This window comes from Aurantibacter aestuarii (assembly GCF_003008425.1).
GTDB classification, from domain to species: domain Bacteria; phylum Bacteroidota; class Bacteroidia; order Flavobacteriales; family Flavobacteriaceae; genus Aurantibacter; species Aurantibacter aestuarii.
Genome location: NZ_PXOQ01000007.1, coordinates 425,512 through 445,339, shown reverse-complemented (window position 1 = coordinate 445,339; position 19,828 = coordinate 425,512). Strand labels below are relative to the sequence as shown.

The 19,828-nt window shown below is 31.5% G+C and carries 18 protein-coding genes, 1 tRNA gene and 1 pseudogene; 8 read left to right on the top strand and 12 right to left on the bottom strand.

The window, feature by feature from the left end:
• Nucleotides 1-22: 22 nt before the first annotated feature.
• The 7 genes from C7H52_RS03255 to mce all read right to left on the bottom strand — a co-directional run bounded on the left by C7H52_RS03255 (nt 23) and on the right by mce (nt 5,464).
• Nucleotides 23-1,831, bottom strand: coding sequence for a M1 family metallopeptidase (locus tag C7H52_RS03255; protein WP_106462452.1), 1,809 nt, complete (start codon nt 1,829-1,831; stop codon nt 23-25).
• A gap of 78 nt (nt 1,832-1,909) precedes the next feature.
• Nucleotides 1,910-2,881: a type I phosphomannose isomerase catalytic subunit gene (locus tag C7H52_RS03250; RefSeq protein WP_106462451.1), complete on the bottom strand. Its 972-nt coding sequence runs from the start codon at nt 2,879-2,881 to the stop codon at nt 1,910-1,912.
• A gap of 63 nt (nt 2,882-2,944) precedes the next feature.
• Entirely contained in the window at nt 2,945-3,520 is a 576-nt protein-coding gene (locus tag C7H52_RS03245) for a hypothetical protein (protein ID WP_106462450.1), read from the bottom strand.
• Nucleotides 3,517-4,059: a hypothetical protein gene (locus C7H52_RS03240; protein ID WP_106462449.1), complete on the bottom strand. Its 543-nt coding sequence runs from the start codon at nt 4,057-4,059 to the stop codon at nt 3,517-3,519. The genes C7H52_RS03245 and C7H52_RS03240 overlap by 4 nt, the downstream gene beginning before the upstream one ends.
• Before the next feature lie 4 nt (nt 4,060-4,063).
• Nucleotides 4,064-4,804 (bottom strand): hypothetical protein, encoded by a 741-nt coding sequence (locus C7H52_RS03235; protein ID WP_146130001.1) that lies wholly within the window; start codon nt 4,802-4,804, stop codon nt 4,064-4,066.
• Between the two features lie 128 nt (nt 4,805-4,932).
• Nucleotides 4,933-5,006: transfer RNA gene (locus C7H52_RS03230), tRNA-Ile, on the bottom strand.
• 56 nt (nt 5,007-5,062) lie between these two features.
• Nucleotides 5,063-5,464, bottom strand: coding sequence for a methylmalonyl-CoA epimerase (gene mce / locus C7H52_RS03225; protein WP_106462447.1), 402 nt, complete (start codon nt 5,462-5,464; stop codon nt 5,063-5,065).
• 78 nt (nt 5,465-5,542) lie between these two features.
• On the opposite strand from mce, the gene rbfA reads away from it, so the two are divergent.
• Together rbfA and C7H52_RS03215 are read left to right on the top strand one after the other, a co-directional pair.
• A complete protein-coding gene (gene rbfA / locus C7H52_RS03220) occupies nt 5,543-5,938 on the top strand; it encodes a 30S ribosome-binding factor RbfA (protein ID WP_106462446.1) in 396 nt (131 codons plus the stop codon).
• A 1-nt stretch (nt 5,939) separates the two neighbouring features.
• Nucleotides 5,940-7,145, top strand: coding sequence for an ABC transporter permease (locus tag C7H52_RS03215; protein WP_106462445.1), 1,206 nt, complete (start codon nt 5,940-5,942; stop codon nt 7,143-7,145).
• Nucleotides 7,146-7,624: 479 nt separating this feature from the next.
• Here C7H52_RS03215 and dusB read toward each other — a convergent pair whose 3' ends face one another.
• A complete protein-coding gene (gene dusB / locus C7H52_RS03210; protein WP_106462444.1) occupies nt 7,625-8,620 on the bottom strand; it encodes a tRNA dihydrouridine synthase DusB in 996 nt (331 codons plus the stop codon).
• 163 nt (nt 8,621-8,783) lie between these two features.
• Here dusB and C7H52_RS03205 point away from each other — a divergent pair.
• Together C7H52_RS03205 and C7H52_RS03200 are read left to right on the top strand one after the other, a co-directional pair.
• A pseudogene (locus tag C7H52_RS03205) lies at nt 8,784-9,265 on the top strand (DUF1761 domain-containing protein).
• A gap of 64 nt (nt 9,266-9,329) precedes the next feature.
• Nucleotides 9,330-10,481 carry a GNAT family N-acetyltransferase gene (locus C7H52_RS03200; protein WP_106462443.1) on the top strand — a complete coding sequence of 384 codons (1,152 nt, stop codon included), beginning with the start codon at nt 9,330-9,332 and terminating at the stop codon, nt 10,479-10,481.
• A gap of 7 nt (nt 10,482-10,488) precedes the next feature.
• Here C7H52_RS03200 and C7H52_RS03195 read toward each other — a convergent pair whose 3' ends face one another.
• Complete coding sequence (locus C7H52_RS03195; RefSeq protein WP_106462442.1) at nt 10,489-11,091, bottom strand: hypothetical protein; 603 nt, start codon at nt 11,089-11,091, stop codon at nt 10,489-10,491.
• A gap of 1 nt (nt 11,092) precedes the next feature.
• Nucleotides 11,093-11,692: a hypothetical protein gene (locus C7H52_RS03190; protein ID WP_106462441.1), complete on the bottom strand. Its 600-nt coding sequence runs from the start codon at nt 11,690-11,692 to the stop codon at nt 11,093-11,095.
• Nucleotides 11,693-12,126: 434 nt separating this feature from the next.
• Between C7H52_RS03190 and C7H52_RS03185 the strand changes: the two genes are divergently transcribed.
• Nucleotides 12,127-12,339: a hypothetical protein gene (locus C7H52_RS03185; RefSeq protein WP_106462440.1), complete on the top strand. Its 213-nt coding sequence runs from the start codon at nt 12,127-12,129 to the stop codon at nt 12,337-12,339.
• 58 nt (nt 12,340-12,397) lie between these two features.
• Here the strand turns inward: C7H52_RS03185 and C7H52_RS03180 are convergent, their stop codons facing one another.
• Nucleotides 12,398-13,321, bottom strand: coding sequence for an SPFH domain-containing protein (locus C7H52_RS03180; RefSeq protein WP_106462439.1), 924 nt, complete (start codon nt 13,319-13,321; stop codon nt 12,398-12,400).
• 75 nt (nt 13,322-13,396) lie between these two features.
• On the opposite strand from C7H52_RS03180, the gene C7H52_RS03175 reads away from it, so the two are divergent.
• A complete protein-coding gene (locus tag C7H52_RS03175) occupies nt 13,397-14,089 on the top strand; it encodes a hypothetical protein (RefSeq protein ID WP_106462438.1) in 693 nt (230 codons plus the stop codon).
• A gap of 74 nt (nt 14,090-14,163) precedes the next feature.
• Here C7H52_RS03175 and gltX read toward each other — a convergent pair whose 3' ends face one another.
• Nucleotides 14,164-15,672, bottom strand: coding sequence for a glutamate--tRNA ligase (gene gltX / locus C7H52_RS03170; RefSeq protein ID WP_106462437.1), 1,509 nt, complete (start codon nt 15,670-15,672; stop codon nt 14,164-14,166).
• 154 nt (nt 15,673-15,826) lie between these two features.
• On the opposite strand from gltX, the gene C7H52_RS03165 reads away from it, so the two are divergent.
• The gene (locus C7H52_RS03165) at nt 15,827-19,369 is read left to right on the top strand and encodes a DUF4175 family protein (protein WP_106463064.1); all 3,543 of its coding nucleotides are present in this window, start codon (nt 15,827-15,829) and stop codon (nt 19,367-19,369) included.
• Nucleotides 19,362-19,796: an rRNA maturation RNase YbeY gene (gene ybeY / locus C7H52_RS03160; protein ID WP_106462436.1), complete on the top strand. Its 435-nt coding sequence runs from the start codon at nt 19,362-19,364 to the stop codon at nt 19,794-19,796. Before C7H52_RS03165 ends, ybeY begins: the two co-directional genes overlap by 8 nt.
• The last annotated feature ends 32 nt before the right edge of the window (nt 19,797-19,828 follow it).

Sequence of the window (19,828 nt, the reverse complement as noted above, 5' to 3'; positions counted from 1 at the left end):
TTTTATTAAAGAGATTTTGATATTACTTTTTATTATTTGTTTTATCAATATCTGCCATACGTTGTTTAGGGTCAATCTCTACAGATTTAACCGCTTTTTTTGCTGTAAACTCATAGGTTGGATATGCCCAAGCCCAGTCTTTTAAAATGGTTGCTGTGGTAGGTTTTTCGCCACGCATCATTTGTAGTGGAATGTATATATCTTCTGTTGTACCATCAGTATATTCAACTTTTAAATCTAATGGCATTGGCATTAAAGCCTTACGACTTAAAGTAATTTTAGAACCTTCAACACTATCTACTGCGTAATCAATTGTATTTGTAGTTTGTGTCCAATCCATTAAATACCAATCTAATTCTAAACCAGATACTTTTTCGGCAGAACGAATAATATCAATAGGTCTTGGGTGTTTAAATGAAAAATCTGCAAAATACTTTTTAAGGGTTTTAGCTAAGTTTTCTTCACCTATAATATAACCTAATTGTGCTAAAAATACTTCACCTTTACTGTAGGCAGAAACACCATAAGCTCCATTATAATTATATCGATCGGCATGCGTACTTTGCGGTTGTTCTATACCAGATTTAGCTAAACCATAGTAACTTTTATAAGCACCTTCAGTAGGAAATGATTTGTTTTCATTCATAACTTCATTCATAGCCAAATCGCTAATATAGCTGGTAAAACCTTCATCCATCCACTCATGTTTAGCTTCATTAGTGGCTAATAAAAACTGAAACCAACTGTGAGCCAATTCGTGTGCCGTAACACCAACTAAGCTACCAAATTTACGCTGTCCTGTAATTAAAGTACACATAGCATACTCCATTCCACCATCGCCGCCTTGAATAACGGAATATTGCTCGTAAGGATATTTACCAATGTTTTCACTAAAATACTGCATTAACTCTACCGTTTTAGGTTGTAAGTTTTTCCAGTTATCTAAATAGGTTTGCTCTAAATCTTTTTTATAGTAAAAATGTAATAATGGTCCATTTGGAACCTGCATGGTATCGTGAATAAAATCTGGATCTGCAGCCCAAGTAAAGTCGTGTACTTTTGGAGCTTTAAAATGAAGTGTTTTTTTAGACCCATTTATTTTAGCTTCACCTTGTTGATAACCTGTGCCACCAACCACGTAATTTTTGTCTATGGTTAATTTCACATCAAAATCTCCCCAAACCCCATGAAATTCTCTACCAATATATGGGTCTGCATGCCAACCTTCAAAATCATATTCGGCTAATTTTGGGTACCATTGTGTCATAGAAAGAGCAACACCTTCGGCATTATTACGTCCAGAACGTCTAATTTGTACAGGAACTTGAGCATCAAAATCCATTTTAAATGTTACAGTTTCCCCAGGTTGGATTGGCTTACTTAAATTAACTTCTAAAACAGTACCAACCGTTTCATGCGTTAAAGTTGTACCATTTTGGGTTAAAGCGTTTACTTTAATGTACCCAATTTCATCTGGTTGTAATTTGCTAATACGATCGCCAACACGTCGGTCTGGATCTGCAATACTGCGAGATCTCACATCCATTTCACTACCTGGTTGAAACGCATTAAAGTATAAATGGTAATAGACTCGGTTTAAAACATCTGGAGAGTTGTTCGTGTATTTAAGTGTTTGATTTCCTTTATATTTAAAGGTATTCACGTCCATATCAATACTCATATCATAGTCAACATGTTGTTGCCAGTATGTTGAGGTTTTAGATGTTAAAGGCGTTTGTGGAGTGTTTGTTTGTGCAACTGCTTCTTGAGAAGAATTACAAGAAGTTAACACGAATGCTACTGAAAGTAACGGTATAAATAATTTTTTCATGTATAAATTTTAAAGTAGACTTTAAAATTACAATTAATATAGATAGCCTCAAAACACATTATGAGTTATCGTATTAATTTACATAAAAACCTCTAATAGCTCAGCTTGTTTGGCTTCAATTTTAAAAGAAGTTATCGTAGCTGGAATTAAAATAGTTTCTCCTAGCGCTATTTTGTAATCTATATTATTACATATTAATGATGCTTCTCCAGATACGCACATTAAAATAACAAAAGAATCTAAAGTGGAATAGTCTTTTACAATTTCTCCATTAATAGGTAAGAAATTAGTTTTAAAGTAAGGTGAATGAACGAGTTGGTTAGATTGGTTTAATTCTGATACATAATTGGTTTTATAAGAATCCTGACGTTTAAAATCAATCACATCTAAAGCCAAATCATTATGGAGTTCTCTTTTTTCACCTGTTGAAGCATCTACACGATCATAATCGTAAACACGATAGGTAATATCTGATGTTTGTTGTATTTCTGCTAACAAAACTCCTGCACCTATAGCGTGTATGCGTCCTGTTGGAATATAATACGTGTCGCCTTTTGAAACGTTTTCATGATGCATTAACTCTAATACCTTACCATTTTCTAAATGTGTTTGGTAATCTTTTTTATTGGTGTCATTTTCAAAACCTACAATAATTTCAGCATCTTTATCGGCCTGCATAATGTACCACATTTCATTTTTCCCAAATGAATTATGGCGCTCTTTTGCGACCTCGTTACTAGGGTGAACTTGTATAGAAAGTGGCGTTTTGGCATCAATAAACTTAATAAGTAATGGGAATTTCTCTCCAAACTGTTCGTAAACTTTTTTACCTAAAAAGTCATCTTTATACGTTGAAATTAATTCTTTTAAGCTTTTTCCTTTTAAGTTACCAGATGCAACAATAGACTCATCATGTTCCACATCTGAAATTTCCCAAGATTCCCCTATGCAATCTTCCTCATAATCTTTATGAAGTTCAGACTTTAATTTATTACCACCCCACATGCGGTATTTAAAAATAGGTTCGAATTTTAGAGGATATAAAGCCATAGAAGTTATTAGTCTAAAAACAAAAGTAAAGAAATTTTACAATCATTTTTCTAAAAGGCAAGTTTAAAGTTCATCATTACTGTTCAGTTCAATTAAAGAAAACACTTCAACATCTAATAAACTCGGACTTATAAACTCAAAATTTTCTAAATTATTTACTTTTATTGCTTTAGGTAAAGCGTCTATATGTAAATAGTCTTTTAAATTTATCTGACTTAAGTTCCATATTGCTCCATTTTTTTCTGTAGCTGAAAAATAAATTGGTATTACTTTTACGTATGTATAAGGTTGTTTTTTAAAGCCTTTAGACGTAATGGTAAAATACAAATAAAGGTTTGGCGGTTTAATTTTTAAGAAGGAATTTGGCCCACCAATAGCGGAGCAAGATTTTGATATGATGTAATTAAAACTATTAGTACCACTTGTTTTTACTCCAGAATAACAGTTTCCACGACTTGGTAAATAAGGTTCTGATGAGGTATTCTCATAAAATTTAATAGAAACAATACTATCTGTTGATTTTTTAAATTGAAATGTTTCAAATTCTAATTTTACGGTATATCCCCAAAACACGCCATCTTGAGCATTTAAACCCAAAGAACCTAATAAACAAAGACTGCAAAAAATTAATTTTTTCATAACCGATTGATTTTGACTAATTCATTTGTTATTGAAAGATTCATGGGGTCTCCATCGTAATAATGTACTTTATTTAATTCTAAAGTTTGGTGTACGTTTTCTGCATGGTTAATTTTTTGACTGGCTATAATTACCAAGTGTTCTTTTTTCTTAGAAAAGAAAATGTGTTTATTTTGTTCGCCTGTATATGAACTAACATTGTGCGAACTGAGGTAATAGAACCTTTTGGTTTCTATAGGTTTAATTTCATGTTCGGGTATGTTAGAGCTAGTTACCATAAATGCAAGTAGAGGAAAGTTTACATTAACAATGTAGCTATTATATCCTTTTAATGTCATGGAGTTTTCTAACTTATTTATCGAATAACTAACACTATTTAAAACATTGCCAGATGTTTTAAAATAGTGAGGTACTATCGTTTCAATAGGTATATCGGTATCAAAATGTACGGTTAACTCAAAATGACCGCTATTACTAGCTTGGCTAAAGGACGTTAAGGTGATACTTAATGTGAAGATGCAAAGCATTAATTTTTTCATTTACTTATTTTTTTAAACTGAATTTTTTTAATAATTCTTCGGTAAATTGTAGATATTCACAGGAGTTTTTATTTGTAGACAGATACACATAACCTTTTATGTCATTATTTAGATAATAAGGTAATATAACGTCCTCAAATTGATCTTTAGTTGTAGAATTTAAATACGTATTTATATAGTTTTTTACTAAAATGAGCTGATTATTTTTATCTCTTACTTGAAACAACGTATCTATTGTTGAACAATTAAGAGCCTTTACTTTTTTAAAAATTTCGAAATTCTTAGAAGTTTTTATTAGTTTTATTTTTTCTGCTTTGTCCGATAAAGATTCTATTTGATTTCCTTGACTATAACTGGGTATATATAAATAATCTCCTTCCGAAAAAATGATATTAGCATTTGTGTATTCTGGCATCATAAAGTTAAAATTCAAAATAATAAGCTTCATCACTTTTTTATGCAATCTTGCTTCAATACATGTTATTAGAGGGAAAAATACAGTATTGGCAATTATTAAATGCTCATTTTTTGAAATGTGGTGACTATAAAAATCTAATGCATCTTTTTTAAAATTAAGTCCATTTTGCGTTCTATGTAAACTTTTGGATGAAACTCTTATTACAGGATTTATAATGAGTTCTTCTTTATCTATAAACCTAAATTTAAACGAATCTGGTCCCCGTAATTGAGCCGATACATTTAATACTACAAGCAATGCACTAAATAATAAAGTTGTTTTCATCATACTATCAAAATTAAGAAAACGCGTTATATTAAAAAGTTTAAATGAGTAACTGGTGCCTTTCGTTGAGTGATTAAATAATTATAAGAAAAAAAAGCCTTTACATTACTGTAAAGGCTTGTCAATTGAAGTGGTCCCACCTGGGCTCGAACCAGGGACTTTCTGATTATGAGTCAGATACTCTAACCAGCTGAGTTATAGGACCGCAATCGAGGATGCAATATTACTACATATTTTAATTTTCAGCAAGAAAAATTTTAGTTATCTAATCTCTTGGCATAATTCAATTAAAACACCATTACTACTTTTGGGATGTAAAAAGGCTACCAGCTTATTATCGGCACCTTTTTTAGGCGTTTCATTCAGTACGATAAAAGCCTCATTTTTAAGGCGTTTAATCTCAGCTTCAATATCATCTACATCAAATGCAATATGATGGATGCCTTCACCTTTTTTCTCTATAAATTTTGCTATAGGACTGTCTGGGTTTGTAGCTTCTAATAATTCAATTTTATTAGACCCTACTTTAAAAAAAGATGTATTAACGCCTTCACTTTCTACAGCTTCTTCTTTATAATGAGGTTTCCCAAATAATTTTGAAAATAACGCGTTGGAATCTTTAAGATTTTTAACAGCAATGCCAATATGTTCTATGTTATTCATAAAAAATGTATCTTTAGGTTAGGTATAATTTTTGTTTACAAAAGTACTTAAATCTTTAAATAACACTATTTTTGCACTATGGAAGAAACGCAAAGACAAAAAAAAATAGGCACGGTCTTACAAAAAGACTTAGCCGATATCTTACAAACCGCAGCAACACAAGGTGGTATGCGTGGTATAATTATATCTGTATCTAAAGTAAAAGTAACGGTAGATTTAGGAGTTGCTAAAGTTTACTTAAGTATTTTTCCTAATAATAAAGCTAAAGAATTAATAGAAGGTATTCGTTCTAATACTCCATTTATACGTCATGAAATGGCACAACGTACTAAAAACCAATTACGTCGTATGCCAAATTTAGAATTTTTTGTAGACGATTCTTTAGAACATATTGACAAAATTGAGCAATCTTTAAAGCGTACAGATAATCCTATTACAAACCGCGACTTATTAGAAAAACGTAAAAAACAATAGGTTGAATTTTGCCCTTTACATCGCTAAGCGCTATTTAAAATCTAAGAGCAGTAATAATGCGATTAATTTTATAACCTATATTGCTTTAATTGGTGTTATACTTGGTGCAGCTTCTTTGTTTATTGTGCTGTCCGGATTTTCGGGATTACGAGATTTTACTCTAAAATTTACTAGTGTTATAGATCCGGATTTTAAGGTAGAAAGTGTTAGTGGTAAATCGTTCCAATTAACGCCTAAAATGGCAACCGATTTAAAAGCTATAAATAATATAAACCTTTACTCTAAAATTATTGAAGAACGTGTTATTGCTACTTCAGAAGGCAAGCAGGTTATGGCGTTTATAAAAGGCGTAGACCAGAATTACGAAAAAATTACTTTAACAGATTCTATACTTTATAACGGTTCTTGGCTTACACAAAATACACCACAAATTGTAAGTGGTTATGGGATTGCAAGTGCATTATCTATTGGAGTTTTAGATTATGGAAAGGCTATTAACATCTATGTACCTAAACCAGGAAAAGGTCAAATTACCAGAGAAGACCAGGCTTTTAATACCTTTTCTGCTATAAATGTGGGCATTTATAGCTTAAATGAAGCATTAGATAATAAATACATTTTTACCAGTTTTAATACAGCTCAAAACTTATTAGACTATAAAGATAATCAAGTCTCTTCATTAGAAATAAAGCTTAAAAACCCCGAATTATCTTCAGAAACCAGAACACAAATTGAAACTGCTTTAGGTAAAAATTTTAGAATTAAAGACACCTCGCAACTTAACGAAGCCTTGTATAAAATGCTAAATACCGAAAATCTTGCGGTGTATTTAATTTTTACCTTAGTCCTTATCATAGCTTTATTTAATGTTATTGGGTCAATTGTTATGATGATTTTAGACAAGCGTAAAACCCTTTCAACATTATATAATTTAGGCTCTCCCATAAGTCAGATAAGAAATATTTTCTTTATGCAAGGCGTTTTAATGTCTGTTTTAGGAGGATTTATTGGCTTAGTTATAGGCTATGGCATTGTACAACTGCAATACAGCTTTTCATTGGTTATGTTAACGCCAAATTTACCATATCCGGTTGCTATTAAATTGATGAATTTTGTAATCGTATTTGTAACTATTACTGTTTTAGGCGTTATAGCCTCTAAAATTGCGAGTAGCCGTATTTCTAAAAATTTACTTCATAAATTATAAAAAGTAGGGCAAGTGGCAAAGCCAACACGCTTTCGGCAGTCGCTTTTTTTGTTTGCATAACTGCAACAAACAAAAAAGAGCTCCAACAAAGCCTCAATCGTTCTTGCGATATTTTAGTGTATTCATAATTTTTTTACTTAATATGTTCTTAACTCCGCTCGAACGGACAAAAGTTTAGTGATTAATAACATAAGAATATGTCAGGTCGAGCGTAGTCGAGACCTCACACAAGTACTAACAAAAATTTGATTTAGATTTTAGAAGTTATATAGATTTCTCCTATCGTCGAAATGACGGTTAAATGGAGTGTTTTATTAAGTTCTCGACTCCGCTCGAACGGACAAAAATTGAATGAATTTGTTAAAATAGGGTTACCGCAAGAGCGATAGCAGTGGTAGCTTTTGTAAAATTTATTAGAAATTTTACAAAACTAAAACGTATAGCGCGGTGCTTTAGCACTTGGCCAAAACAATAGAAAACTACTCGGTAAACTGATAGTCCCCAAAATGTTCTAAAACCTCATCAAAAGCCGCAAAAACATCTTTAGAATTGTCGCTGGTTACCATTTTCATACGCATCTCTTTAAAATGTGGAATGTTTTTAAAATAATTGGTATAGTGACGTCGCGTTTCAAAAACACCAAGCGTTTCTCCTTTCCAGTCTATAGCCATCTGTAAATGTCTTCTGGCAGCTTCTACGCGTTCTTGTATAGTAATTGGAGCTAAGTGTTCACCTGTATTAAAAAAGTGCTTTACTTGCTTAAAAAACCACGGATTTCCAATAGTTGCACGACCAATCATACAACCATCCAAGCCATAATCGTCGCGCATTTCCATTGCGCGCTCTGGAGAGGTTACATCGCCATTTCCAAAAACGGGAATGTGCATACGTGGGTTATTTTTTACGGCAGCAATAGGTTTCCAGTCGGCATCTCCTTTATACATCTGGGCTCTGGTACGTCCATGTATAGCTATAGCTTTACAACCTACATCTTGTAAACGTTCTGCAACTTCTAAAATACGTATAGAATCATGATCCCAACCCAGACGGGTTTTTACTGTAACAGGAATGTTGGTTCGCTTTACCATTTCGGCAGTTAATTGCTCCATTAAGCAAATATCTTTTAAAATACCAGCTCCGGCTCCTTTACTAACCACCTTTTTAACAGGACAGCCAAAATTTATATCTATAATATCTGGTTTAGACTGGGCAACAATGTCTATGGTTTCCAGCATACTATCAATATTGGCTCCAAATATTTGGATGCCTACAGGACGTTCCTTTTCATAAATATCAAGTTTCATAACACTTTTGGCAGCATTACGAATAAGACCTTCACTAGACACAAATTCTGTATATACCACATCTGCGCCTTGTTCTTTACATAACGCTCTAAATGGTGGATCACTAACGTCTTCCATAGGTGCTAAAAGCAAAGGAAAATCGGGTAATTCTATGTCGCCTATTTTTACCAAAATATGTTCTAATTTGATGCAAAATTAGGGATTTTTTATATAGAATACTAAAGAGTTTAAACTGTTTAACTTTTTACCTACAAAACAGTTTTTTTTCAAAATTATATTAAACAAAGGAAGTTTTTAATTAATTTTAATGTAACTAACTTTTAATTTTAAAACTATGGAAATGAATTATTTAGCCATTTTAGTTGCTGCAATTGTACCTTTAATTATAGGTTTTTTATGGTACAGTCCTAAATTATTTGGAAGCGTTTGGATGCGTGAAGCAGAAATGACAGAAGCTAAAATGAAAAAGGGAAATATGGCAGTTATATTTGGGATTACCTTATTTTTATCTTTTTTATTGTCGTTTTTTTTACAACAACTTACCAATCACCAAACAGGCGCAATCCAATTAACGGGTGGAGATCTAGAGTTTGCAAAACCATCTTTTCATCAATTTATGGCAGACTATGGTATGGCATTTAGAACGTTTAGGCATGGTGCGTTACATGGTGCTTTAGCAGGCGTATTTTTTTTTTTCCTGTAATTGCAATTAACGGTTTGTTTGAGCGTAAAAGTTGGACTTATATTTTTGTTAATTCAGGATATTGGCTAGTTACTTTAACTATAATGGGAGCAATTGTGTGCGGCTGGGTATAATTTTTTAAATTTTAACACATAAAAAGGCTGAATTACATTAAATTCAGTCTTTTTTTAATTCCTATTGGTTACCTATACTTTAATTAGCTCTATTAACGATGTTCCAGATTCTTGGGATGGATTGCAGGATGATGATCTTTTCTTAAAAACCAGGTTTTTAAGAGCGACAGAGTTAGGTATGCCAAACACCATTAAACCCTATTATATAGCGGTTTTTAATGAAGAAGCTCTTTGTGGAATTGCCATTTTACAGCATGTCGATTTTAATTTGGATGTTTCTCTGGATGAAGCCAATTCATCATTAAAAAAACAAATCTTTAAAGCAGTTAACTTTGTTTCGAAAGGACAAATTATTGTTTTAGGAAATTTACTACAGACTGGACAGCATAGTTACTTTGTAAGCTCTAATTTTAGTTTAGATTTATTTTTTGAAACAGTTTATAATGCAATCGATGAACTTTCAAAACGTATTAAAGCCGAAACAAATAAGCGAGTTAAATGTATTCTTTTAAAGGATTATGAAATTACCGATAGAATTCATTCTCAAGATAATTTTTTAAAACAGAATCATTTTTTTAAGGTTAATGTTCAGCCTAGTATGGTGATGAATATTCCACCTCAATGGAATAGTTTTGATGATTATGTAAAGGGTTTAAATAAAAAATACCGCAGACGTTTTACCACAGCATCTAAGAAAGGTAAAGCGCTTAGTGTTCGCCTTCTTAATCAAGTTGAAATAGAGCGTTTTGAGCCTGAAATTTTTAAACTTTATAATGAAGTTGCTTCTAATGCCACAATAAACCTCTTTAAATTACCAGAGCATCACTTCACGACTTTAAAACATTTTCTTCAAGAGGATTTTTATATTTATGGTTATTTTTTAAACGAAAAATTGATTGGTTTTTTTAGTTTAATAAAACATAATGACACTTTGGACACCTATTTTTTAGGTTATAATAACGAGTTAAATTATACCTATCAAATTTATTTAAATATGTTGTATCGCATGATTAAGCATGGTATAGAGCAAGATTACAAGCATATTATTTTTGCAAGAACAGCAATGGAAATAAAGAGTAGTGTAGGAGCAAAGCCTTTAGAAATGGTGATGTATATGAAACACACCAATCGCTTTCTTAATAGGATATTAAAATGGTGTGTAAAACTAATGACTCCAAAAAAAGAATGGCAAGAACGCCACCCTTTTGTAAATTAAAATTTTACTATTGTCTCCACTTAATGACAATATCTACAAAAACATTTACTAAAGTTCCAGTGCCACCTTGAGTTACAGTTAAAATGTCTCCACTATTAATATCTAAATTATAGGTGTTTGTAAAAAATTCGCCATTAGCATCTAAAGCGAGAGTTCCATCAATATTTGGATTAGTATCATTGTTCGGAACAGGAATTCCATTAATAACTAACTGTATTCTTTTTAATGGAGAAGCAACCTCTGCTCTTATGTTAATTTCAACAATTGTTCCATTTATGGGTATTTTAGGCCCTGTAAGTTCTACATCACCGGTATATTCCAGACGTGTTGCTGCAATTCCATCTTCGGCATAGGAGTATAAACTAGTTTCTGCAGAAAGCCATTTTCCTTTACTTGCACTGTATAAATAAAGTCTATCACCAATTACAGCGAATTCACCATCACTTGAACCTATTGGCGATGTTTGGGGCATTAAGTACAACGAAGGTAAACCGTTTTCTTGATTATTGATATCTAGTTTGGCTTGGGGTTGCGTGGTGTTTATTCCTACTTTTTGTGCGTAAGTAGACAATACAAAAAAGAATAATAAAATAAAAATACGTGGTTTCATACTACTTTCTTTTTTTTATCCATACGTCTACTGTAATATCTGTAGTAGCTGCACCTGCACCTGTAACAAAAAACTTTAATACCTGTCCGGCATTTATATCCATATTAAAATTAGTATTTATATAACTGTATGGGTCTAACCTTAGTAAGCCATTTACATTAGCATCTGGGTTAAATGGAACGTTAACATTATCTAAAATCATTTGTATCATTTTTCCATCTTGTCCATTTCGTGCATTTAGTGATACATAAACAATGGTTGAGTTTTCTTTTATTTTTGGACCATTGTTTTGTACGTCACCCACGTATTCTAATGGTTCGTTATCAGCCCCATCTTCTAGACCAAATGAGTATTTATTAGCCTCAATACTTAACCATTTTCCTCTTGATTGGTCGTATAGAAATAACTCATTATCTATTACTGCAAGCTGTCCTGAATCTGTTCCTACAGGATTAGTTTGTGGTTCTAGGCGTAATGCAGGTATACCGTTATTTGTTGTAGCGATATGTAACTCCGCCCTAGGGTCAATAGTACCAATCCCAACTTGTGCAGAAGCTACAAGATATGAGAAAAGACAAATGGTGGATATTATTTTATTCATTGTACTGTAATTTTATACAAAAATATATACAGTAATAATTATTAAAACCCTGTTTAACAGTTAATTATTGTATTTTTAGCTCTACAGCTTAATTAATCGATAAGCGTAAAAAGTTTAGTTTTATTAACTTTTTTTTAAGTATTTCCAATTGATAATTTTAATAAAACACACTTTAACCTTTTTTAAGCACCGTTTGTCGTGTAAAATTTTATATTAACTGTTAAATTTAGAGCTGAAAATATTTAGAAAAAATATTAAAATTTTGTTGATATTACTGGTTTAAGACGTTTTTTATAATGGTATTCTATTTTGAGTAGTAAAAAATCGCTAATAAATAGTATTTTAAGATAATAGAATAAAATTTTAATAAACCTTTAATAAAACCTATAGTTGGGCTTAAAATACGGTTTGTATCTTTATTAAAAACTAAAATTATGGCAAATCAACAAGATGTTCTAACAAAAATTTCAATGTTAACTACAGAAATTAAAACTAAATATCCAGAATTACAGAAATATTTGGATGAGACTAGAATTACATTACCACAAGGTGATAATAGTGATGCTGAAATAGATTCAAAAAGTTTAGAGAATTATATGAATGAATTGGAAGAATTAATTAAAAATTATAAAGATAATAAGTCATAGTAAATCATAAAAAAAGACCATGAAATTTCATGGTCTTTTTTTTATGATAAATTCTAAATTAGTCTTTGTTTTCTTGTCTTAATTTAGCTTCTTTCATAGCTTCACCAATTTGATTACTAGCAGCAAAACTTGCTACCATATCATTTAACATGTTACTACCTGCTTGTGGCGAATTTGGTAATAATATTAAATTACTATTTGTTTCACTACCAATTGCTTGTAATGTATCATAATGCTGTGTGACTACTATTAGTGCAGAAGCTTCCTGAGAATTTATTCCTACCTTATTTAAAACCTCAACACTTTCTTCTAATCCTCTTGCAATCTCACGTCTTTGATCGGCAATACCTTGTCCTTGTAAACGTTTACTTTCTGCTTCAGCTTTAGCTTTTTCTACAATTAAAATGCGTTGTGCATCACCTTCATATTGTGCAGCAGTTTTTTCTCTATCGGCAGCATTAATTCGGTTCATAGCTATCTTAACTTGTGGATCTGGATCGATATCTGTTACTAATGTTCTAATAATATCAAAACCATAATCCATCATGGCATCGTTTAATTCTGCTTTTACAGCTAAGGCAATATCATCTTTTTTCACAAAAACGTCATCTAATCTCATTTTTGGTACTTCGGCACGCACCACATCAAAAACATAAGATGTAATTTGTTCGTGCGGGTAATCTAACTTGTAAAATGCATCGTAAACTTTTTCTGAGATTACTTTGTATTGTACAGAAACCTTAAGTTTAACAAATACATCATCTAAGGTTTTGGTTTCAACAATGACATCTAATTGCTGAATTTTTAGACTTAAACGACCAGCTATACGGTCTACTAACGGAATTTTTAGTTTTAATCCCGAGTGTCTTATACTTTCAAACTTTCCAAAGCGTTCTATAATAGCGGCACTTTGTTGTTTGACTGTAAAAAGGCCTGTAAATACAATAATTAAGGCTAAAACAATAAAAGGAATAAATAACATAGTATTTGGTTTTAATGGTTAAAATGAAATCTTTACTAATTTACGCTATATTTGCTCATCCTAGATCTATTTATTATGAAAAATAAACGCAATTACCTATTAGTAGTACTTATACTATGTTTTGTTACACTTTCTTCAGCACAAAGACGAAAAGCTAAAGGAACCGTTAATATTGTAAATGGTTTTTCAATTGGAGGTGGTATTACTTCTTTTGATATTTTAACGGATAATTTTTCGACTATAGAAAAGGATGGATGGATAGTAAATATGAGCGCTACGGTAGAAATACCTCATAAATGGTTTAATGTAAGTTATGGCATGCAACTGTCTGAAAATAATATAGGTATTGCTTCTAAACCTTTAGGTCTAACTTTATCCGATACTAGTGTTGATTATAAAGTGTTTACTGCTCAAGTTGTTTTTTTATGGCATATTAAATTATTGAGTGAGTATGTTACATTAGATGTTGGTCCTATGTTACAATACAATAGCGATTTGGAAATAAAAGATGATACTTACGAAAATGCTATTTTAGATGGTTACACTACCGTTACAGCAGATAATATAAAAGATATCAATAACTTTAATGTTAATGGTGCTGTAGGAATAACAGCAGGATTCTCTCATTTAAAAGTTAGAGCCCAATATATTTATGGGTTTACTAATATTTTAGGAAATTTAAATAACAACGATTTTTCAGATAATATCGATAAAAAATTTAAAGGAAATCAAAGTATGCTGGCTTTGACAGCTATGTTTTCGTTTTAAATAAATATTGTTCTAAATAAAGAAAGCGAGTTAATGATTTCATTTAACTCGCTTTTTACTTTTTAAAGTACTGTTTAACAAGCTTCAATTAACTTTTTTATACGTTTTATAGTTTCCGTTTGTCCTATCATAAACATGATATCAAACACATCTGGACCAGCTAATTCGCCAACTAAAGCCAAACGTAATGGCATCATTACTTTTCCAAAACCAATGTCTTTAGAACCAATCCATGTTTTTACGGTAGTTTGAATGGTCTCTTTTTCAAATTCTGAAATACCTTCCAAAAGCGTTACTAATTCTTGTAATAATGGTTTCGTATCTTCTTTAACAGCTTTTTTAAAAGCTTTATCATCAAACTGCTCTGGAGTAACAAAGAAAAAATGACTTAAGCCCCAAAATTCATTTACAAACGTAGCACGTTCTTTAATTAAATCGACTACCAATTCAATATAATTAATATCAATGTCTTTTAATTCAGGACATAGCGCTTTAAATGTTTCTGCAAGTTCGTAATTGTTTTGTTCCTGCATGTAATGGTGGTTAAACCATTTGGTTTTATCTGGATCAAAACGTGCTCCAGCTTTATTAACTTTGTTTAAATCGAATGCAGCTATAAGTTCTTCAATAGTAAAAATTTCTTGTTCAGTACCTGGGTTCCAGCCTAAAAACGCTAAGAAATTAGTTACAGCTTCACTAAAATAACCATCTTCTTTATAACCTCTGGATACAGTACCGTCTGGAGCAGTATATTCTAAAGGAAATACAGGGAAACCTAACTTATCGCCATCACGTTTACTTAATTTTCCTTTTCCTGTTGGTTTTAATAATAGGGGTAGGTGTGCAAATTCTGGTTTTTCCCAACCAAATGCATCATATAATTGATAGTGTAGTGCTAAACTAGGTAGCCATTCTTCACCTCTTATCACATGAGAAATTTCCATTAAATGGTCGTCAACAATATTAGCCAAGTGGTAAGTTGGCATACCGTCACTTTTAAAAAGAACTTTATCATCTAAAATATTGGTGTCTATATTTATATCACCTCTAATAATATCTTTTAAATGAAGTGTTTGATTTTCAGGAGATTTAAATCTTATTACATAATCCTCACCAGCTTCCATTTTAGCAGCGACTTCTTCCGGAGAAAGTGTTAGAGAATTCTCTAGTTTCTCTCTATTATGCCAGTTATATATAAAAGTTTTTCCTTTTTCTTCGTGGTCTTTTCTATGAGCATCCAATGCATCAGCCGTATCAAATGCATAATAGGCATTTCCACTTTCAATTAATTGATCGGCATATTGTCTATATAAATGTTTACGCTCACTTTGTTTGTATGGTCCATAATTTCCAGGATTTTTTGGCCCTTCGTCTATCACCATGTGGCACCAGTTTAGTGCTTTTGTTATATAGTCTTCAGCGCCTTCAACAAAACGCTTCTGGTCGGTATCTTCAATTCTTAAAATAAAAGTTCCACCATGTTTTTTAGCAAATAAATAATTAAATAAGGCTGTTCTTACGCCTCCAATATGTAAAGGACCCGTTGGGCTTGGTGCAAAACGCACGCGTACATTTTTAGTCATTTTTTTGAATTTAAGACTGCAAAGATATAGGTTATAGGTTAACTATAAAGTTTTACAAGCCTTCATTTTTACGTTAAATGAAGCATTTGTAATCATTTAGCACAGAATAAATATGTATTTTAGAGGTTATTTATGTAAACAGATTTATTTTAAAGTGAATTCATTTAGTAACTTACAATCAAAACTCGTTCAGTTTGTAAAGAAATATTACACAAATGAACTTATTAAAGGAGGATTATTATTCTTCACTTTAGGTGCTTTATATATCATATTTATTCTTTTAATAGAGCATGTGTTCTGGTTAAATTCAGGATTAAGAACACTTCTTTTTTGGGTGTTTATAAGTGTAGAGTTAGTGTTACTTTATAAGTTTGTTGCTATACCATTAGCGAAACTCTTTAACCTTAAAAAAGGGATTAGCTTTTCTCAGGCCTCTCAAATTATTGGAGAACATTTTCCGGAAGTTAGCGATAAGCTTTTAAATGTTTTACAATTAAATAGCACATCAGAACAATCGGATTTACTGCTGGCAAGCATAGAGCAGAAGTCTAATGAGTTACAGCCTATACCATTTAAAAACGCAGTAAATTATAAAACCAATGTAAAGTATGTTAAGTATGCGCTTATTCCAGTGCTTATTGTAACTGCTTTTTGGTTTTCTGGTAAGCTTAACTGGTTTAGTGACAGTTACACACGTGTTGTAAATTATAATTTAGCTTACGAGCCACCTGCACCATTTAAATTTTTTGTATTAAATACCGATTTAAATACTATTGAAAATAAACCGTTTACGCTTAAAGTAGAAACAGCAGGTACTGTTGTTCCAGAAACTATAAGTATTTCGTATAATAATGAAACTTATTTTTTAGAACGTTCAGAGCTTGGGATATCGACCTTTACGTTTAATCAATTGACTGCTCCAATCACATTTCGGTTATCTGCCAATGGGGTTACTTCTCGTCCTTATACCATCCAAATTATAAATGCGCCACAAGTGGTAAGTTTTGATATGATTCTAGATTACCCAGCTTACACAGGTAAAACCAGAGAAACACTTAAAAGTATTGGTAATGCAGTTGTGCCAGAAGGAACTCAAGTTACTTGGGAAATTAAAAGTGCCAATAGTAATCAAATCCAGCTTTTAAGTTCAGATACTTTAAATTTTACTCAAGCTAAAGCAGATAGATTTAATTTGTCTAAACGCGTTTATAATCCTTTGGATTATACCATATCTTCAAGCAATACAACCTTGAAAAATTATGAAAATTTGTCTTTTAACTTAAAAGTTTTAAAGGATCAGTTCCCAGAATTAAATGTTCAAGTAAAGACAGATTCTTTAGACCAGCAAACCCTTTATTTTTATGGCAAAGCATCGGACGATTATGGTTTAAAACATTTGCAATTGGTGTATTTTCCTATTCAAGAAGAAACCAAAGCTGTTAAAAAAAACATTCCTATAGCTTCAAGTAATTTTTCTGAATTTTTAAGCACATTTCCTCAAAATCTTCCTATTGAATCCGGAAAAACCTATGAAATGTATTTTGAGGTGTTCGATAATGGTTTATCCTCTAAATCCACAAAAAGTAGCACATTTACTTACCGTAAGAGAACAGAATCTGAGGAAACAGATAAACAACTCCAAGATCAGAATAAAAGTATTGATGCTTTAGGGCAATCTATCAAGCAATTTAAAAAAGAAGAAAAAAGTTTAGAAAGTTTATCTAAAACTCAAAAAGAAAAAAGTGAATTAAATTTTTCAGACAAAAAGAAATTAAATCAATTTTTAGAGCGTCAGTTAGAACAAAAAAAAGAACTTCAACAAATTAATAAATCTCTTCAAAAAAACTTAGACGAGTTTAAGAAAGAAAATATTCAAGAGAAGGAAAAAGACGCATTTAAAGAAGATTTAAAGAAGCGTTTAAAAGAAAATGAAGCTCAGGCTAAAAAAGATGAAAAACTGCTTGAGGAGCTTCGAAAATTGCAAGAAAAATTTTCTAAAGAAGAGTTTACTGAAAAATTAGATGAGCTAGCTAAAAAAGCAAAATCTCAAAAGCGCAGTCTGGAACAAATTTTAGAAATGACAAAACGTTATTATGTTAAAAAGAAATTAGAACAAATTTCTGAAAAGTTGGATGACCTAGCTAAACAACAAGATGAGCTTTCTAAAAAAGATAAAGAAAACACACAAGATTCTCAGGAAAAACTTAATAAAGCGTTTAACGATTTAAAAAAGGAGTTAGATCAACTAGAGAAGGATAATAAAGACTTAAAATCTCCTTTAGACACCAATCGTAACGAAAATGCTGAAGACACTATCTCTGAAGAGCAAAAAGAAGCTTCTGAAGCTTTAGAAGAAAATGAATCTTCATCAAGTAAAGAAAAGAAAGAACAAGCAAAGTCTAAAGCTAAGAAAAAACAAAAAAGTGCTGCCCAACAAATGAAGAAAATGAGTATGTCCATGAAAATGAATATGCAATCTTCTGCAGGAGAACAAATGGAGGAAGACCGAGAGATGTTACGTCAAATCCTAGACAATTTATTAGTATTTTCTTTTAATGAAGAAGAGAATATGACTAAATTTTCTAAAATTAAAACAAATAATAGCCAATATACTAAGTTGCTTAAAACCCAAAATGAGCTTAAAAATAATTTTGAGCATATTGATGATAGTCTATTTGCATTATCATTAAGACAACCTTTAATATCAGAAAAAGTAAATACCGAAATAGAAAATATATATTTTAATATCGATAAAGCTTTAGCTCGTTTTTCAGAAAATGATTTGTACCAAGGTGTTGGTTACCAGCAATACGCTATCACGTCTACTAATACGTTGGCAGATTTGTTAAGTGACACTTTGGATGCTATGGATATGCAAATGGGAATGCCCTCACCTGGTTCTGGCGAAGGAGGAATGCCTCTACCAGACATTATTATTAGTCAGGAAGAATTAGCTAAAAAAATGGAGAAGGCTAATAAAAAAGGGAAAGAAGGTAAGGAAGGCAAAGAAGGAGACCAAGGTCAGGAAGGAGAGCAAGGGGAAAAGGGTGAATCTGGAAAGGATGGAAAAGAAGGTCAAGATGGTGAACAAGGCGAAAATGGAAGTAGTGGTAGTAATGGTTCTTCAGGCAAAAATGGTAAATCTGGTAAAAATGGAAAGGGTTCTGGTAAAGACGGAGATAACGGAACTAACGGCAAAGATGGTTCTAAAGGTAAAAATGGTAAACAAGGTTCTGGTAATGAAAATGGTTTAAGTGAAGAACAAAAACTTAATGAGGCATTAAATGGTGAATTATTTCAAATTTACCAAGAGCAACAGCAATTACGTGAAGCTCTAGATAAGCGTTTAGAGAAAGATGGTTTAAAAGAAAATGGTGATGCTTCAAGACTTTTGAAAGATATGGAACGTCTAGAGTTGGATTTATTAAACAATGGAATAACCGATGAAACTGTTTCAAAAATGAAAAATATTAAACACCAGCTTTTAAAACTTGAAAAAGCGGTGTTACAACAAGGTGAAGATACAAAGCGAAAATCGGACACAAATAAAAAAGAATTCCAGGATCCACCAGATAGTTCAATTCGTAAAGCGAAATCTTATTTTAATACCACTGAAATTTTAAATAAACAAAACTTACCTTTGCAGCCAGTTTATAAAGAAAAAGTGCAACAGTATTTTAATTTAAAAGATGATTGAATTTCATTACGAAACAGATTTTGAGTTAGGTTTAAAAACTCAAATTTCTAATTGGTTACAACAAATTATTCAAGATGAAGGATGTGTTTTAAATGAGGTGAATTATATTTTTTGTGATGATGATTATCTTCATAAATTAAATGTGGATTTTCTTGATCACGATACCTTAACCGATGTGATTAGTTTTGATTATTGTGTAGGTAAAAACCTACAAGGAGATATTTTTATTTCTATAGAACGTGTTCAAGATAATGCAAATGATTTTAAGGTTTCTTTTAATGAAGAATTACTAAGAGTAATGTGTCACGGTTTATTTCATTTTTGTGGCTACAAAGATAAATCTGAAGAAGATGCAGTCCTTATGCGTAGTAAAGAAAACGAGGCGTTAAGTCTTTATAAAAGTAAATTTAATACAAATACTTTATAATGTTCCACGTGGAACATTATAATTAATGGAGA

Coding starts and splice junctions, on each gene's coding strand:
- mce (WP_106462447.1), bottom strand. CDS start 5,464: ATGAATAACATAGAACATATTGGCATTGCTGTTAAAAATCTTAAAGAT.
- gltX (WP_106462437.1), bottom strand. CDS start 15,672: ATGACTAAAAATGTACGCGTGCGTTTTGCACCAAGCCCAACGGGTCCT.
- C7H52_RS03245 (WP_106462450.1), bottom strand. CDS start 3,520: ATGAAAAAATTAATTTTTTGCAGTCTTTGTTTATTAGGTTCTTTGGGT.
- C7H52_RS03180 (WP_106462439.1), bottom strand. CDS start 13,321: ATGTTATTTATTCCTTTTATTGTTTTAGCCTTAATTATTGTATTTACA.
- C7H52_RS03240 (WP_106462449.1), bottom strand. CDS start 4,059: ATGAAAAAATTAATGCTTTGCATCTTCACATTAAGTATCACCTTAACG.
- C7H52_RS03185 (WP_106462440.1), top strand. CDS start 12,127: ATGGCAAATCAACAAGATGTTCTAACAAAAATTTCAATGTTAACTACA.
- C7H52_RS03235 (WP_146130001.1), bottom strand. CDS start 4,804: ATGATGAAAACAACTTTATTATTTAGTGCATTGCTTGTAGTATTAAAT.
- ybeY (WP_106462436.1), top strand. CDS start 19,362: ATGATTGAATTTCATTACGAAACAGATTTTGAGTTAGGTTTAAAAACT.
- C7H52_RS03255 (WP_106462452.1), bottom strand. CDS start 1,831: ATGAAAAAATTATTTATACCGTTACTTTCAGTAGCATTCGTGTTAACT.
- C7H52_RS03195 (WP_106462442.1), bottom strand. CDS start 11,091: ATGAAACCACGTATTTTTATTTTATTATTCTTTTTTGTATTGTCTACT.
- C7H52_RS03250 (WP_106462451.1), bottom strand. CDS start 2,881: ATGGCTTTATATCCTCTAAAATTCGAACCTATTTTTAAATACCGCATG.
- C7H52_RS03190 (WP_106462441.1), bottom strand. CDS start 11,692: ATGAATAAAATAATATCCACCATTTGTCTTTTCTCATATCTTGTAGCT.
- C7H52_RS03175 (WP_106462438.1), top strand. CDS start 13,397: ATGAAAAATAAACGCAATTACCTATTAGTAGTACTTATACTATGTTTT.
- rbfA (WP_106462446.1), top strand. CDS start 5,543: ATGGAAGAAACGCAAAGACAAAAAAAAATAGGCACGGTCTTACAAAAA.